The 15,794-nt window shown below is 69.8% G+C and carries 11 protein-coding genes and 1 tRNA gene; 11 read left to right on the forward strand and 1 reads right to left on the reverse strand.

Annotation, left to right across the window (positions count from 1 at the left end):
* Positions 1 to 24 precede the first annotated feature (24 nt).
* The gene (locus ABL838_RS24515) at positions 25 to 2,541 is read right to left on the reverse strand and encodes an ABC transporter permease (RefSeq protein WP_418122324.1); all 2,517 of its coding nucleotides are present in this window, start codon (positions 2,539 to 2,541) and stop codon (positions 25 to 27) included.
* 201 nt (positions 2,542 to 2,742) lie between these two features.
* Between ABL838_RS24515 and ABL838_RS24520 the strand changes: the two genes are divergently transcribed.
* The 11 genes from ABL838_RS24520 to ABL838_RS24570 all read left to right on the forward strand — a co-directional run bounded on the left by ABL838_RS24520 (position 2,743) and on the right by ABL838_RS24570 (position 15,710).
* The gene (locus tag ABL838_RS24520; RefSeq protein ID WP_126024775.1) at positions 2,743 to 3,045 is read left to right on the forward strand and encodes a hypothetical protein; all 303 of its coding nucleotides are present in this window, start codon (positions 2,743 to 2,745) and stop codon (positions 3,043 to 3,045) included.
* A gap of 95 nt (positions 3,046 to 3,140) precedes the next feature.
* Positions 3,141 to 6,218: a formate dehydrogenase-N subunit alpha gene (gene fdnG, locus ABL838_RS24525; RefSeq protein WP_418122326.1), complete on the forward strand. Its 3,078-nt coding sequence runs from the start codon at positions 3,141 to 3,143 to the stop codon at positions 6,216 to 6,218.
* Between the two features lie 185 nt (positions 6,219 to 6,403).
* A complete protein-coding gene (gene fdxH, locus ABL838_RS24530; RefSeq protein WP_418122328.1) occupies positions 6,404 to 7,372 on the forward strand; it encodes a formate dehydrogenase subunit beta in 969 nt (322 codons plus the stop codon).
* A 13-nt stretch (positions 7,373 to 7,385) separates the two neighbouring features.
* Positions 7,386 to 8,009 (forward strand): formate dehydrogenase subunit gamma, encoded by a 624-nt coding sequence (locus tag ABL838_RS24535; RefSeq protein WP_126024771.1) that lies wholly within the window; start codon positions 7,386 to 7,388, stop codon positions 8,007 to 8,009.
* A gap of 10 nt (positions 8,010 to 8,019) precedes the next feature.
* Positions 8,020 to 9,048 carry a formate dehydrogenase accessory protein FdhE gene (fdhE, locus tag ABL838_RS24540; RefSeq protein ID WP_418122329.1) on the forward strand — a complete coding sequence of 343 codons (1,029 nt, stop codon included), beginning with the start codon at positions 8,020 to 8,022 and terminating at the stop codon, positions 9,046 to 9,048.
* A complete protein-coding gene (selA, locus tag ABL838_RS24545; protein ID WP_418122331.1) occupies positions 9,048 to 10,496 on the forward strand; it encodes an L-seryl-tRNA(Sec) selenium transferase in 1,449 nt (482 codons plus the stop codon). The genes fdhE and selA overlap by 1 nt, the downstream gene beginning before the upstream one ends.
* A 34-nt stretch (positions 10,497 to 10,530) precedes the next feature.
* The gene (locus ABL838_RS24550) at positions 10,531 to 11,646 is read left to right on the forward strand and encodes an acyl-CoA dehydrogenase family protein (protein WP_418122333.1); all 1,116 of its coding nucleotides are present in this window, start codon (positions 10,531 to 10,533) and stop codon (positions 11,644 to 11,646) included.
* A gap of 16 nt (positions 11,647 to 11,662) precedes the next feature.
* Positions 11,663 to 12,523: a phosphate/phosphite/phosphonate ABC transporter substrate-binding protein gene (locus ABL838_RS24555; RefSeq protein ID WP_418122334.1), complete on the forward strand. Its 861-nt coding sequence runs from the start codon at positions 11,663 to 11,665 to the stop codon at positions 12,521 to 12,523.
* A complete protein-coding gene (locus tag ABL838_RS24560; protein ID WP_418122336.1) occupies positions 12,489 to 13,679 on the forward strand; it encodes a ferritin-like domain-containing protein in 1,191 nt (396 codons plus the stop codon). Before ABL838_RS24555 ends, ABL838_RS24560 begins: the two co-directional genes overlap by 35 nt.
* Before the next feature lie 13 nt (positions 13,680 to 13,692).
* Complete coding sequence (selB, locus tag ABL838_RS24565; RefSeq protein WP_418122337.1) at positions 13,693 to 15,600, forward strand: selenocysteine-specific translation elongation factor; 1,908 nt, start codon at positions 13,693 to 13,695, stop codon at positions 15,598 to 15,600.
* A gap of 17 nt (positions 15,601 to 15,617) precedes the next feature.
* Positions 15,618 to 15,710: transfer RNA gene (locus tag ABL838_RS24570), tRNA-Sec, on the forward strand.
* Positions 15,711 to 15,794: the final 84 nt, after the last annotated feature.

Consider the following 15,794-nt stretch of genomic DNA (forward strand, 5'->3'; position numbering starts at 1 on the left):
AAAAAACTGTTGCGCCGCGACGCCCTACTCGGCCGCGCGGCGCAATGTATCGACCACCGGCCGGCGCAGCACCTCGCGCAGCCCCCACCATCCGGCGCCCAACGCCAGCACCGCGCCCGCCAGCGCGCCTGCCACCGGCACCAGCGGCGATGCAGTCCAGGTGAACTCGAACACGTAGCGCGCCAGCCCCCAGCCGATCAGCGCGGCCACAATGCTCGCGAGGAAGCCCGCGAGCAGACCCACGCCCGCGAGTTCGGCGCGCTGCACCTGCCGCAGCAGGCTGGCGCGCGCGCCCACCGCGCGCATCACCGCGAACTCGCGCGCGCGCTCCTCGCGCGTGGCCGTCACCGCGGCGAACAGCACGACGAGCCCGGCCGCGAGCGTGAAGCCGAACAGGAACTCGACCGCACGGATCACCTGGTCGAGCACGCGCTGCACCTGATTGATGGTGGCGCTCATGTCCACGTTGGTCACGTTCGGGTAGCTGCGCACCAGCGCGTTGTCGAAGCCGCGCGTCTCGGGCGCGCGGAAGGCGCCCATGTAGGTGGTGGGCACATCGGCCAGCGAAGCTACCGTGTACATCACGAAGAAGTTGGCGTGCATCGAGCCCCAGTCGACCTTGCGCAGCGAGGTGATGCGCGCCTCGTTCTGCATGCCACCGATGTCGAAGCGCAGCATGTCGCCCATCTTCAGGCCCAGCGTCTCGGCCAGGCCCTCCTCCACGCTCACCTCGCCGGCCGCGCCGGTCGTCCACCTGCCGGCGGTGATGCTGTTGTGCGGGGGCGCTTCCGCGCTGTTGCTGAGGTTGAACTCGCGGTCCACCAGCCGCTTGGCGCGGTCTTCCGCGTAGTCGTCGGGCGACACGGGCTTGCCGTTGATGGCCACGAGGCGGCCGCGGATCATCGGATACCAGTCGAACTTGCCCACGCCCGCGTCGCGCAGCGACTTCTGGAAGGCCTCGCTCTGCTCCGGCATGACGTTGATGACGAAGCGGTTCGGCGCGTCGGGCGGCGTGGCCTGGCGCCAGCTCGCCACCAGGTCGGTGCGCAGCAGCACCAGCAGCACCAGCGCCAGCAGCCCCACCGAAAGCGCGCTGACCTGCACCACCGCATAGGCCGGCCGCGCCGAGATCTGCCGCGTGGCCAGCACCAGCCATCGCGGCGCGGTGGCCTCGTTGACGCTGCGGCGCAGCACCTTCACCGCGAGCCAGCTCAATAGCGCGAACACCGCCACCGCGCCCGCGAAGCCGCCCACCGCGATCAGCCCCAGCTTGATGTCGCTGCTCGCCGCCATCAGCAGCGCCGCGAAGCCCGCCACGCCCACGCCCAGCACCGCGAGCGACGCGGGCTTGAGGCCGCCCACGTCGCGGCGGATCACGCGCAGCGGCGGCACGCGCGCCAGCTGCAGCACCGGCGGCAGGCCGAAGGCGAAAAGCAGCGTGAGGCCCATGCCCAGCCCGAAGGCCACGGGCCACAGCGTTGCGGCCGGCAGCGCGGTCTCGACCAGCCCGGCCAACAGCAGCACGAACACGTAATGCACCGCGAAGCCGATGGCCACGCCCAGCGCGCTGGCCACGATGCCGATCACCGCGAACTCGAAGGCATAGGCGATGGCGATGGTGCGCTGGCTCTGGCCGAGCACGCGCAGCATCGCGCAGTCGTCGAGGTGGCTGGCCGCGAAGCCGCGCGCGGCCAGCGCCACCGCGACGGCCGACAGCAGCGCCGCGAGCAGCGCGACCAGGCTCAGGAATTTCTCGGCGCGGTCCAGCGTCTGGCGCATCTCGGGACGGCCGCTCTCGAAGGAGTCGAGCCGCACGCCGCGCAGTTCGCCCTTCTTGATGGTGGCGTCGGCCCAGTCGGTGAAGCGCTTGACCGCCGCGTCGCCACCCGCCACCGCATAGCGATAGCCCACGCGGCTGGCCGGCTGCACGAGCCCGGTGCGGGCCACGTCGGCCTGGTTGAGCATCACGCGCGGCGAGAAGCTCATGAAGCCGGCGCCGCGATCGGGCTCCAGCGTGATGACGCGGCCCACGCGCAGGCCGGTGTCGCCCAGCAGCAGCGTGTCGCCGACCTTCAGGCCCAGCGAGTCGAGCAGCGAGGCGTCGACCCAGGTTTCGCCCGGCGGCGGGATGTCGCGGGTGACGGCGCCTGCGCCATCGATGGTGGTGGAGGTCTGCAGGCTGCCGCGCAGCGGGTAGCCCACCGTCACCGCCTTCAGCGCCACCAGCTTGCTGGCGCCGCCCTGCGCGTCCTCGGCGCGGGCCATGGTCGGGAAGCCGTAGGTGGATGTGCCCTGGAGCCCGAGCGATTTCGCCTGTGCCACGAAGGCTTCGGGCGTCGGGTTGTCGCTGACGATCACCGCGTCGCCGCCCAACAGCTGGCGCGCGTCGCGCTTGAGCCCGCCCTGCAATCGGTCGGCGAAGAAGCCGACGGCCGTCAGCGCGGCCACGGCCAGCAGCACGGCGACGATCAACAGGCGCAGCTCGCCGGCGCGCAGGTCGCGCCAGAGCGTGCGCCAACCCAGGCGGAGGGAGGCGTTCATGGCGCGAACGATAGCCGACGCCCGGCCCCACGGCGGGATTCGAGGGTTATTGCGCGCCTGCGGGCCTTGATCCGGACATGATGCTGTCGCATGATGCGTTAAACGTATCCCGTTTGTCGCAAACCGGGCACACCGGCAAGCGGAAAACGAGGCCATAAAAACAGCCCGTTGTCGGACCCGTCCTTCCCACAAGGAGTGTCGATGCCACGATGTCAGCAGCGCCTGCAGATCATCGGCCTGTGCCTTGCCGCCGGCCTGATGGCGAGTGCATGCGATCCCAAGCCTCCCGCGCCGAAGGCCTCCGCCACCGCCGGCGCCACCGGAGCAAGCCCCACGGGCGTCGCCCCGGCCGCCTCCGGTGACAAGGTCGAATCATCCGCATCCCATCAAGGCCCGTCCGAAGGCGGCGCGGCCGTGGGCGGCATGAGCGGCCCGGGCGGCGCCAGCGGCACCTCCGGCGCGGCGCCCGCGCCCAGCGGAGGCGACGGCACGGCGCCCAAGTAGCGCCGCCAGATTCATTCGAATTCGAGTTACCCGCCAGAAGAAAAGAAGACCACGATGAAAAACTCCATCACTTCACCGCCGCAGGGGGTTCCGTCATGGACATGAACCGCCGGCAATTCTTTCGCGTGAGCAGCGCGGGGCTGGTCGGCTCCAGCATCGTCGCGCTCGGCTTCTCGCCGACCGCCGCGCTGGCCGAGGCCCGGAACTTCAAGCTCGCGCGCACCACCGAGACGCGCAACACCTGCCCGTACTGCTCGGTGGGCTGCGGGCTCATCATGTACAGCCTGGGCGACAAGGCGAAGAACGTGGTGTCCGACATCCTCCACATCGAGGGCGATGCCGATCACCCCGTCAACCGCGGCACGCTGTGCCCCAAGGGCGCCGGCCTGCTCGACTTCGTGCACAGCCCCATGCGCCTGAAGTACCCCGAGGTGCGCGAACCCGGCGCCACGGAATGGAAGCGCATCGGCTGGGACGAGGCGCTCGACCGGATCGCCAGGCTGCTGAAGGCCGACCGCGACGCCAACTTCCAGACCACCAACGCCGACGGCAAGACCGTGAACCGCTGGACCAGCTCCGGCATGCTCTGCGCCTCGGCCTCGTCCAACGAAACCGGATACATCACGCACAAGGCATTCCGCTCGACCGGAATGCTGGTGTTCGACAACCAGGCACGCGTCTGACACGGACCCACGGTGGCCAGTCTGGCCCCGACGTTCGGCAGAGGCGCGATGACCAACCACTGGCAGGACATCCAGAACGCGGATGTCGTGCTGATCATGGGCGGCAACGCCGCGGAGGCGCATCCGTGCGGCTTCAAGTGGGTCATCGAAGCCAAGAAACAGAACAAGGCCCGCCTGGTGGTGGTCGACCCGCGCTTCACGCGCTCGGCCGCCATGGCCGACTACTACGCGCCGATCCGCGCGGGGTCGGACATCGCCTTCCTCGGCGGGGTCATCAACTTCCTGCTGACCAACGACAAGATCCAGACCGAGTACGTCCGCAACTACACCAACGCGACCTTCATCGTCGGCCCCGACTACAAGTTCGAGGACGGCCTGTTCAGCGGCTACAACCCCGAGAAGCGCAACTACGACCCCAAGTCGTGGGGCTACGCGCTCGACGAGCAGGGCATGGCCAGGGTCGACATGAGCATGCAGGACCCGAACTGCGTGCTGCAGGTGATGAAGCGGCACTACGCGCGCTACACGCCCGAGATGGTGAGTCGCATCACCGGCACGCCGCAGGACAAGTTCCTGAAGGTGTGCGAGTACATCGCGAGCACCAGCACCTCCCAGCGCACCATGACCATCATGTACGCGCTGGGCTGGACGCAGCACAGCCAGGGCTCGCAGATGATCCGCACCGGCGCCATCGTGCAGCTGCTGCTGGGCAACATCGGCGTGCCCGGCGGCGGCATGAACGCGCTGCGCGGCCACAGCAACATCCAGGGCCTGACCGACCTGGGGCTGCTGTCGAACTCGCTGACCGGCTACATGTCGCTGGCGCGTGACAACGAGCAGACGCTGGAGGACTACTACAAGACCCGCGCGCTCAAGCCGCTGCGGCCCAACCAGATGAGCTACTGGCAGAACTATCCGAAGTTCTTCGTCAGCATGCAGAAGTCGTGGTGGGGCGACGCGGCCACGGCGGAGAACGACTGGGCCTTCCACTACCTGCCCAAGATCGACAGGCTCTACGACGTGCTGCAGGCCTTCGAGCTCATGAACCAGGGCAAGCTCAACGGCTACATCTGCCAGGGCTTCAATCCGGTGGGCTCGTTCCCCGACAAGAAGAAGATCGTCGACGGGCTCTCCAAGCTCAAGTTCCTGGTCACCATCGATCCGCTGCAGACCGAGACCAGCGAGTTCTGGCGCAACTTCGGCGAGTTCAACGACGTCAAGACCGCCGACATCCAGACCACGGTGTTCCGCCTGCCGTCCACCTGCTTCGCGGAGGAGGACGGCTCGCTCACCAACTCCAGCCGCTGGCTGCAGTGGCACTGGAAGGGCGCGGAGCCGCCGGGCGAGGCCAAGGGCGACATCGAGATCGTGGCGGGCATCTTCAACCGGCTGCGCGCGGCCTACGCGAAGGACGGCGGCGCCTTCCCCGACCCGATCGTCAAGCTCACCTGGCCCTACAAGATTCCGCACCAGCCCTCCGCGCAGGAGCTGGCCATGGAATACAACGGCCGCGCGCTGGTCGACCTGACCGACCCGAAGGACCCGACCAAGCCGCCGCTGGCCAAGGCCGGCGAGCAGCTCTCGGGCTTCGGCCTGCTGCGCGACGACGGCAGCACCGCCAGCGGCTGCTGGATCTACGCAGGCGCATGGACGCAGGCCGGCAACCAGATGGCGCGGCGCGACAACGCTGACCCGTACGGCATCGGCATGGTGCAGAACTGGGCATGGGCCTGGCCCGCGAACCGGCGCATTCTCTACAACGGTGCCTCGACAGACCCGGCCACCGGCAAGCCGTGGATCGCGAAGCGCGGCCTGGTCTCGTGGAACGGCAAGCAATGGGCCGGCGCCGACGTGCCCGACATCCGCCCCGACGCGAACCCGACCGACGCGGAGGCGGTGCGCCCCTTCATCATGACCGCCGAGGGTGTGGCGCGCCTGTTCGCCCCCACCGGCATGGCCGAGGGGCCGCTGCCCGAGCACTACGAGCCCTTCGAGTCGCCGCTGGTGAACAACCTGATGCACCCGAACAACGAGAAGGCGCGCGCCAACCCCGCGGCGCGCATCTTCAAGGGCGACCTGGAAAGGCTCGGGGTGCCGAAGGACTTCCCGTACGTGGCGACCAGCTACCGGCTCACCGAGCACTTCCACTACTGGACCAAGAATGTGCGCACCTCGGCCATCATCCAGCCACAGCAGTTCGTCGAGATCGGCGAAGAACTCGCGAAGGAGAAGGGCATCGGCCACGGCGACATGGTCAAGGTGTCGAGCAAGCGCGGCTACATCAAGGCCGTGGCAGTGGTCACCAAGCGCATCGTGGGGCTGCAGGTGGACGGGCGCACGGTCCATACCGTGGGCCTGCCGAACCACTGGGGCTTCGTGGGCATCGCCAAGCCCGGCTACCTGGTGAACACGCTGACGCCGTTCGTGGGCGACGCGAACACGCAGACGCCGGAGTACAAGTCGTTCACGGTGAACATCGAGAAGGCGTGACATGAAGCACAGCACCATGCACGACCACAGCGCCCGGACCTGCTCCCTCTCCCGCTTGCGGGAGAGGGTTGGGGTGAGGGCCTACAGCGATGGAATCGCCGACGACGCCTGCAAGGCCGCCTCCCTCACCCTAGCCCTCTCCCCGCAAGGGGAGAGGGAACAAGAAAAAGCCCGGAGCCGCTGAGATGTCCTCCCTCCAGACCCTCGACATCGCCGCCCGCTCGGCCACGACCACGCCGTCGCCGGAGATCCGCCACCGCCCGCAGGTGCAGCCGGTCGCGAAGCTGATCGACGTGTCGGCCTGCATCGGCTGCAAGGCCTGCCAGGTCGCGTGCATGCAGTGGAACGACCTGCGCGACGAGGTCGGCACCACGCATGGCACTTACGACAACCCGGTCGACCTCACGCCCGCCTCCTGGACGGTGATGAAGTTCTCCGAGGTGGAGCCCGAGGCCGGCAAGCTCGAATGGCTGATCCGCAAGGACGGCTGCATGCACTGCGACGACCCGGGCTGCCTGAAGTCGTGCCCGGCGCCAGGCGCGATCGTCAAGTACGCCAACGGCATCGTCGACTTCATCAGCGAGCATTGCGTGGGCTGCGGCAACTGCGTCACCGGCTGCCCCTTCGACGTGCCGCGCATCAGCAAGGCCGACAACAAGGCCTACAAGTGCTCGCTGTGCTCCGACCGCGTGGGCGTGGGCCTGGAGCCGGCTTGCGTGAAAGCCTGCCCTACCGGCGCGCTGCACTTCGGCACCAAGGAAGACATGCACGAGTACGCCTCGGAGCGCATCGTCGACCTGAAGGAGCGCGGTTTCGCCAACGCCGGCGTGTACGACCCGGCGGGCGTGGGCGGCACGCACGTGATGTACGTGCTGCAGCACGCCGACCGACCGCGACTCTACGCCGACCTGCCGAAGGACCCGCACATCAGCCCGCTGGTGTCGCTGTGGAAGGGTGTGGCAAAGCCGCTCGCCATGGTCGCCATGATCGGCGCCGTGGTGGGCAGCTTCTTCCACTACATGAAGACCGGCCCCATCGAGCCCAAGGAAGACCACCCCGACGCCGACCGCGACGGCAGGCCCGACGACGTGGTGGTGATCGAGGAGCCGCCGGCCTCCACCTCTTCGACGCCCCCCACCGCACCCCGCGCATGAGGAGAAGAACGCGATGACACGCTACTACCTTCGCCGCTACCGCGACGCCACGCGCATGAACCACTGGTTCGTCGCGATCATGTTCTTCGCGGCGGCGCTCTCGGGCCTGGCCTTCTTCCACCCGAGCCTCTTCTTTTTGAGCGCGCTCTTCGGCGGCGGGCCATGGACGCGCATCCTGCATCCCTTCATGGGCCTGCTGATGGTGCTGGGCTTCGTGTTCCTGTTTTTCACGATGTGGCGCGAGAACACCCTCGACCGAAGCGACCGCGACTGGCTCGCCAACGCGCCGAAGATGCTCAAGGGAGACAAGTCGGGCATGCCGGCCGTGGGCAAGTACAACGCCGGCCAGAAACTGGTGTTCTGGGCCTTCGGCATCAGCCTGCTGCTGTTGCTGGTGACGGGCTTCATGTTCTGGAGCCCGTGGTTCGTCGGCTTCTTCCCGATCCTCGTGCGGCGCATCGCGGTGGTGGTGCACGCGGCCTCGGCCGTGGTGCTGATCCTCTCGGTCATCACGCACATCTACGCCGCCATCTGGGTCAAGGGCACGCTGCGCGCGATGACGCGAGGCACGGTTACGGAGGGATGGGCCAAGCTGAATCACCCCCTGTGGCATCGCAAAATGACGCGAGGTGAGTGATACTGCGCCGATGACGAGTTCCACCGGCAGCCCACCGCCGATCCGGACCACCCGCGTCCTCGAGCCCGAGCAGATCGCGATGCAGGCCGGACGGCAGATGCCGTTCCTGCGCCTGCCGGTGCGCGCCCTCGCCTTCTCCGACCGGCAGCTTCGCCTGCGCCAGCTCGCCGCCTCGCATCCGATGCGCGAGTACCTGATCTTCATCGCCGACCTCGCGCAGGCGCAGCACCAGGTGCTGCAGGACTACGCGCCAGTCGAGCTGCCCGAGACCGAAGCGCTCGAAGCCGCCGCGAAGGTGCTCAAGCCCCCGATGCCCGCCTTCGGCTGGACGCGCGACCCGGTGTGGCTGAAGGAATTGCGCCGGCTGCTCGCCCTCTTTCGCGCCAGGCTACCCGAAGGCTCCGCACGCGACACGCTCGACCGCGTCGCGGCCGCCGACGACGCATGGATCGACGCGCAGGCCGACCGGCTTTCGCGCCGCATCATGTTCGGCCTCGACCTCGCGGCCGCCCCGCTCATCGCCGCCGGGCTGCAGGCCTACTGGACGCATCTGGTGCTGCAGGTGGCCGAGAGCGCGGGCGAGAACATCTACGGCCGCACCGACCCCGGCAACGAATGCCCCTGCTGCGGCAGCGCGCCCACCGTGAGCATCACGCGTATCGGCGCCGACGAGGCGGGCTTCCGCTACCTGCACTGCTCGCTGTGCGGCACCGAGTGGCATTACGTGCGCATCAAGTGCACGCACTGCGAAAGCACCAAGGGCATCCACTTCGAGTCGCTGGCGCCGCAGCCCGGCGTGGAACTGCCCGCCACCGGCGCGCGCGAGGGCGCAGTGAAGGCCGAATGCTGCGACAGCTGCGGCCACTACCTCAAGCAGGTCGTGATGGAGAAAGACCCCGAGGTCGAGCCCGTCGCGGACGATCTGGCGAGCGTCACACTCGACCTGCTCGTCTCCGAAGCCGGCCACCAGCGCAGCGGCCATAACCTGATGCTCCTTTTCGGCGAGCCCGAAATCCCCGACGACGGCGGAGGCGGCTGATGGCGATGCCCGAAGAGTCCGTGGTCCACGGCTCGACGGCAAGGCCCCAGGATCTGCCTTCTGTCGATCAATTGCTGCGCCTCGCCGTGCCGGGCGCATTGCTGGCCGAGCATGGCCATACGCTCGTGGTGAAAGAGGCGCGCGGGCTGCTCGATGGCCTGCGCGCGAAAGCCGTCGCGGGCAAGCTCGCCGCTGCGGAGGTGCAGCCTGATGCACTGGGCGGCGCGCTCGCCGCGCGCATCCAGTCGCGCCTCGCGCCGCGCATGAAGGCGGTGCTGAACCTCACGGGCACAGTCATCCACACCAACCTGGGCCGCGCATTGCTGGCCGACGCGGCGCTGCAGCGGCTGCTCGCGGTGATGACATCGCCCAACAACCTCGAGTACGACCTCGCCACCGGCAGCCGCGGCGACCGCGACTCGCTGGTCGAAGAGCTGCTGTGCACCATCACCGGCGCCGAGGCCGCCACGGTGGTCAACAACAACGCGGCCGCCGTGCTGCTGACCATCGCCGCGCTGGCGCGCGAGCGCGAAGTGATCGTCTCGCGCGGCGAGCTGGTCGAGATCGGCGGCGCCTTCCGCATGCCCGACGTGATGGCCAGCGCCGGCGCGCGCATGGTCGAGGTCGGCACAACCAACCGCACGCATCCGCAGGACTACGAGCGCGCCATCAACGAACGCACCGCGCTGGTGATGAAGGTGCACACCAGCAACTACGCGGTGCAGGGCTTCACCTCGGCCGTCGACGAGGCCATGCTCGCCGGCATCGCGCATGCGCGCGGCGTGCCGCTGGCCACCGACCTGGGCAGCGGCTCGCTCATCGACCTCGCGCGCTACGGGCTGCCGCGCGAACCGCTGCCGCAGGAGATGCTCGCAGCCGGCTGCGACGTGGTCACCTTCTCGGGCGACAAGCTGCTGGGCGGCCCGCAGGCCGGCCTCATCGTGGGGAGCAAGGAGGCCGTCGGCCGCATCCGCAAGTTCCCGATGAAGCGCGCGCTGCGCATGAGCAAGCTGCCGCTGGCGGCGCTCGAAGCCACCCTGTCGCTGTACCTGCGGCCCGAGCGCCTCGCGCAGGACCTGCCGACGCTGCGGCTGCTCACCCGCCCCGCCGATGCGATCCGGGAGATGGCCCAGGCACTGCGCGAGCCGGTGCAGGCGGCCGTGTCGCCGCGCTTCACGGTCGAAGTGGTGCCGCTGCTCGGGCAGATCGGCTCCGGCTCGCTGCCGGTCGAGCGGCTGCCATCGGCGGGTCTTGCGATCGCGCCGGCCGGCACTTCGAAGAAGGGCATCGGCACCGCGCTCGATGCCCTCGCCACCGCGCTGCGCGGCCTGCCGCTGCCGGTGATCGGCCGCGTCGCCGAAGACCGGCTGCTGCTCGACCTGCGCTGCCTGGAAGACAGCGCCCCGTTCACGGACCAGCTCGCCACCCTGCGCGAGCGCCTCCTGTAGATCGATTCCCTCAACCGCCTCCCTGGAGAAAGCGATGAACCCCCTCGACGTGCTCGCCGGTATCGAAACGCAAACGCTGAAGCCCCTGGCCCAGCGCACCGACGCCGAGGGACGCTTTCCACGAGAGACGATCTCGGCGCTGGGCGAGGCCGGCCTGCTCGGGCTGGTCTCGGCCGCGTCGGTCGGCGGCCAGGGCCTGGGCCTGAAGGAGGCCGCGCAGGTGGTCTCGCGCATCGCGCAGACCTGTCCTTCCACCGCGATGATCGTGTGCATGCACTACTGCGCCACGGCAGTGCTGGAACAGTTCGGCCCCGAGGAAACGCGCCGCGCGATCGCCAAGGGCACGCACCTGAGCACGCTGGCCTTTTCCGAGGCCGATTCGCGCAGCCATTTCTGGGCGCCCACCGGCACCGCGCGCGCGGACGGCGGCAACGTGGTGCTCGATGCGCGCAAGAGCTGGGTCACATCCGCCTTCGAGGCCGACAGCTACGTGTGGTCGAGCAAGCCGCTCGCCGCCGAAGGCGCCAGCACGCTGTGGCTGGTCGATGCCAAGTCCGACGGCCTGGACCAGCCCGGCCGCTTCGACGGGCTGGGCCTGCGCGGCAACGCCTCCACGCCGATCACAGCGAGCAACTTGCGCATTCCCGCGAGCGCCAGGCTCGGCGAGGACGGCAAGGGCTTCGACGCCATGATGGGCGTGGTGCTGCCGTGGTTCTCGGTGCTCAGCGCCGCCTGCTCGACCGGGCTGATGGAAGGCGCGCTGCAGGGCGCCATCGGCCACGTGAGCCAGACGCGGCACGTGCACCTCGATTCGTCGCTAGCCGACCTGCCCACCATCCGCGCCTACCTGGCGAAGGCGCGCATCAAGGCCGACATGGCGCAGGCACTGCTGGACGACACCATCGCCGCCGTCGGCGCGGGCCGTGCCGACACCATGCTGCGCGTGCTCGAGGTGAAGGCAGCCGCGGCCGAGACGGCGCTCGAAGTCACCGACATCGCGATGCGCGTGTGCGGCGGCGCGGCCTTCCGCAAGGAGGCGGGCATCGAGCGCCTCTTCCGCGACGCCCGCGCATCGAGCGTGATGGCGCCGACCTCCGACGTGCTCTACGACTTCATCGGCAAGGCCATCACCGGCCTGCCGCTGTTCTGAGGAAAGGATCGACTCCATGCCCGAACCCACGCTGATCATGGGCGCCGTGGCCTACGCGCCCAAGGTCGTCACCATCTGGGAAGGCTTCAAGGCCTTCTTCGCGAAGAACGGCCTGGCCTTCGACTACGTGCTGTATTCGAACTACGAAAGCCAGGTCGAGGCGCAGTTCGACGGCACGCTGCACCTCGCATGGAACTCGCCGCTGGCCTGGGTGCGCGCCGAGCGCATCGCGCGCAGCCGGGGCCTGAAGGTGCAGGCCGTGGCCATGCGCGACACCGACTGCGACCTTCGCTCGGCCATCGTCGTGCGCGCCGACAGCCCCGTGCGGTCGCTGACAGACCTGCGCGGCAAGACCGTCGGCCTCGGCGCGCTCGATTCGCCGCAGGCCACGCTGATCCCGCTCGACCACCTGCGCAGCGAAGGCCTGGTGAAGCAGGGCGACTTCGAGGCTCGCTGCTTCGACGTGCTCGGCGGCAAGCACGGCGATCACATCGGCGGCGAGCGCGACGCGGCACTGGCGCTGATGGCGGGCGAGATCGACGCCTGCTGCCTGATCGACGGCAACCACCTGGCCTTCGGCCTCGACGGCACGCTGCCGCCGGGCAGCACCCGCGTGGTGGCGCGCACCGGCGCCTACGACCACTGCAACTTCACCACCAGCCCCGGCGCGCCGGCGGCGCTGGTCGACCGCTTCGTCTCGCTGCTGATGGCGATGCGCTGGGACGACCCGCAGGTGCGTCCGCTGCTCGAGCTCGAAGGACTGCGCGAATGGCGCACCGGCCGCACCAGCGGCTATGCGCTGCTCGAACGCGCGGTGGACGACGAAGGTTTCTACGACGGCGATGGCCGCATCACCAATCCCGACTATCGATATTGAGTCGCTGGGCCTCGACCAGGGCGCCCTGCTGCTCATCCGCCGCGCACTGGCCGAACGGCCGGTGCGCGGCGAGCTGCGCGTGCGCGGACGCTCGCCGGACTGGCGCATGCACCTGGAGGCCTGGTGCCGGAGCCAGGGGCATGCGCTGCACTTCGAGGCAGACGATGCAGTGGTCACGCGCGGCCCGCATGCCGAGGGCCGCTGGCTCGGCGCGCAAACGACCGGCAGCGCCGACGATGTTCCCGCCGAAGACGCCGCTTCCGGCTGGGGCCTGGCCGCGCGCGGCGCCACGGTGGAAGCCGGCAGCCCGCCCTTCTTCTTCGCGCTGCACCGCCGCGACGAACTCTGGGCCGCGACGGCCGGCGAGCTCTACAGGCAGGCGGCCGCGGCCCAGTGGGACCCGGCCACCGCCATCGACTGGGACGCGCCATTCGAGCTGCCGGACGCCGTCGAGGCTGCAGTCGTGCAGGTGATGACGTACCTCATCGAGAACGAGAACGCCGCGCTGCTGGTGCCGGCGCGCCACCTGGGGCAGATCCACCCGCATTTCCGCGAGGTGCTGCAGTTGCTGGCGCTGCAGTGCGCCGACGAGGCGCGGCATGTCGAAGTCTTCGCCCGGCGCGCCACGCTGCGCGGCCACCGGCCCGCGCTCTCGACCGCGGGCGGGCAGGCTTCGCTGCGCACGCTGTTCGACGCGCCCGATTTCTCCATTGCCACCTTCCTGCTGGCCGTGCTCGGCGAAGGCAGCTTCGTGAACCTGCTCAACTTTTTGCACGCGCACGCGCCCGACCCGGTGACGCGGCAGATCGCGCGGCTCGCGGCACGCGACGAGGCGCGCCACGTCGCCTTCGGCATGGCGCACCTGGAATACCGGCTCTCGGTGCAGCCCGACTACCAAGTGCGGCTGCGCAACGCCATCGAGCTGCGCTACGACACGCTGGCCGGCACGGCGGGCCTCAACGAGGAAGTGTTCGACGCGCTGGTGCTGCTGGCTGCGGGCGAACTCTCGCCCGCAGCCGTCGCGCGCGGGCACGCGGCCGTGCAGCAGCTGCAGCGCGACATGGCGGCCGGGCGCCGGGCGCGGCTCTCGCGGCTGGGCTTCGGGCACGACGAGGCGCAGCGCCTCGCCGAGCTGCACACCCGCAACTTCATGTGACGGCACACCCACGATGATCATCGGCACTGCAGGCCACATCGACCACGGCAAGACCACGCTGGTGCGCGCGCTCACAGGCGTGGACACCGACCGCCTGCCCGAGGAGAAGCGGCGCGGCATTTCCATCGAACTCGGCTACGCGTACCTGCACGCGCCCGACGGCGTGTCGCTGGGCTTCGTCGACGTGCCGGGCCACGAGCGCCTGCTGCACACCATGCTGGCCGGCGCGACCGGCATCGACCACGCACTGCTGGTGGTGGCGGCCGACGACGGCGTGATGCCGCAGACGCGCGAGCATTTCGCGGTGGTGGCGCTGCTCGGCGTTCGCTCGGCGACGGTGGCCATCACCAAGATCGACCGCATCGATGCCGGCGTGCGCGAGGCGCGGCTCGCGGAGGTGCGGGCCGGCATCGCTGCCCTGCTAGCGCCCACGCCGCTGGCCGGTGCCCCGATGCTGGCGGTATCTGCGACGACGGGCGAAGGCATCGATGCGCTGCGCGAGCGGCTGCTCGACGTGGCGCGGCAGGAGCGCGCGCGTGAGGACGGCCTGGCCTTCCGGCTCGCGGTGGACCGGTCGTTCAGCCTCTCGGGCGTGGGCACCGTCGTCACCGGCACGGTCTTCAGCGGCACGGTGCGCATCGGCGACGAGTTGCGCATCGCGCCGGGCAGCCGCATGGTGCGCGTGCGCGGCATCCATGCGCAGAACCAGCAGGCCGAATCGGCGCATGCCGGGCAGCGCTGCGCGCTCGCACTGGCCGGCATCGGCAAGGACGAGGTGCATCGCGGCGAGTGGATCTGCGCGCAGTCCGTCGCGCTCGCTTCGGCGCGCATCGACGTGCTGCTCACGCTGTGGCCCGACGAGGCGAAGCCGCTGCGCTCGGGTGCGACGGTGCATGCGCACCTGGGCGCGAGCGACGTGATGGCATCGGTCGCGCTGCTCGACCGCGACGCGCTCGCGCCCGGCGAGACCGCGCTGGCCCAGCTGGTGCTGCGCGAACCCGTAGGCGCATGGCACGGCGACCGCGGCGTGCTGCGCGATGCCTCGGCCACGCGCACGGCGGCGGGCGTGCACGTGCTCGATCCCTTCGCGCCGGTGCGCTATCGCCGCACGCCCGAGCGGCTGCGCACGCTGGCAGCATGGGCCATCGACGACCGCGCTGCCCGCGTGACCGCGCTGCTGCACAACGCGCCGATGGGCATCGACACCGCGCAGGTGGTGCGTGCGCTCTCGCTGGCCGACGAAGAAGCGCTGCCGCTGCCTGCCGACGCGGTGCGCATCGGCCATACGGCGATCGCCCGGTCGCACCTGGGGGCGCTCGAAGAACAGATCGCCGAGCGTCTCGCGGATTTCCATCGCACGGCGCCCGACGAGGTCGGCCCCGACGCCCGCCGCCTCAAGCGCCTGGCCGGGCCGCGCACCGACGACGCGCTCTGGCGCCATGCGCTCGACGAGCTGGTCGCGCGCGGCACGCTGGTGCGCAGCGACACATGGCTGCATCTGCCGGACCACGCCGCACGCCTCAACGAAGCCGAGCAGAAGCTCGCGCAGAAGCTGCTGCCCAGGCTGGCCGACGGCGGCTTCGATCCGCCATGGGTGCGCGACCTGGCGAAGGACTGCGCGGCGAGCGAGGCGATGGTGCGGCAGACGCTCGCAAGCCTCGCACGGCGCGGCGAGACCTTCCAGGTGGTGAAGGACCTGTACTATCCACTGGCGACCGTGGAGCGCCTTGCGGCGATCGCGCGCGATTGCCTCGACGGGCCCGCAGGCCTCGAGGCCGCGAGCTTCAGGGACGCGACCGGGCTGGGGCGCAAGCGTGCGATCCAGCTGCTGGAATTCTTCGATCGTGTGGGTTACACGCGGCGCGTGAAGGACACGCACCTGCTGCGGCCGGATACGTCGCTGTTCGGGGCGAAGCCTTGAACGACGAAGCAGATCATGGGAGGGGATCGTCCCTGGTGGGGCGGCCGGGCTTCAAACCCGGTTGGTGGCGCCAGTCGTCGCCGGGAAGGTTCGACTCCTTCCCCCTTCCGCCGTCGAGCGGGCATTCGCCTGCTGCGCGATCCGAGCTTGCGACGGCGACTGCCGACTCGACGAGCCGGCGTAGAACCGCCTCT

Origin of the sequence: Variovorax sp. 160MFSha2.1 (genome assembly GCF_048305075.1) — a bacterium.
GTDB classification, from domain to species: domain Bacteria; phylum Pseudomonadota; class Gammaproteobacteria; order Burkholderiales; family Burkholderiaceae_C; genus Variovorax; species Variovorax guangxiensis.

Coding starts and splice junctions, on each gene's coding strand:
- ABL838_RS24515 (WP_418122324.1), bottom strand. CDS start 2,541: ATGAACGCCTCCCTCCGCCTGGGTTGGCGCACGCTCTGGCGCGACCTG.
- ABL838_RS24520 (WP_126024775.1), top strand. CDS start 2,743: ATGCCACGATGTCAGCAGCGCCTGCAGATCATCGGCCTGTGCCTTGCC.
- fdxH (WP_418122328.1), top strand. CDS start 6,404: ATGTCCTCCCTCCAGACCCTCGACATCGCCGCCCGCTCGGCCACGACC.
- ABL838_RS24535 (WP_126024771.1), top strand. CDS start 7,386: ATGACACGCTACTACCTTCGCCGCTACCGCGACGCCACGCGCATGAAC.
- fdhE (WP_418122329.1), top strand. CDS start 8,020: ATGACGAGTTCCACCGGCAGCCCACCGCCGATCCGGACCACCCGCGTC.
- selA (WP_418122331.1), top strand. CDS start 9,048: ATGGCGATGCCCGAAGAGTCCGTGGTCCACGGCTCGACGGCAAGGCCC.
- ABL838_RS24550 (WP_418122333.1), top strand. CDS start 10,531: ATGAACCCCCTCGACGTGCTCGCCGGTATCGAAACGCAAACGCTGAAG.
- ABL838_RS24555 (WP_418122334.1), top strand. CDS start 11,663: ATGCCCGAACCCACGCTGATCATGGGCGCCGTGGCCTACGCGCCCAAG.
- ABL838_RS24560 (WP_418122336.1), top strand. CDS start 12,489: ATGGCCGCATCACCAATCCCGACTATCGATATTGAGTCGCTGGGCCTC.
- selB (WP_418122337.1), top strand. CDS start 13,693: ATGATCATCGGCACTGCAGGCCACATCGACCACGGCAAGACCACGCTG.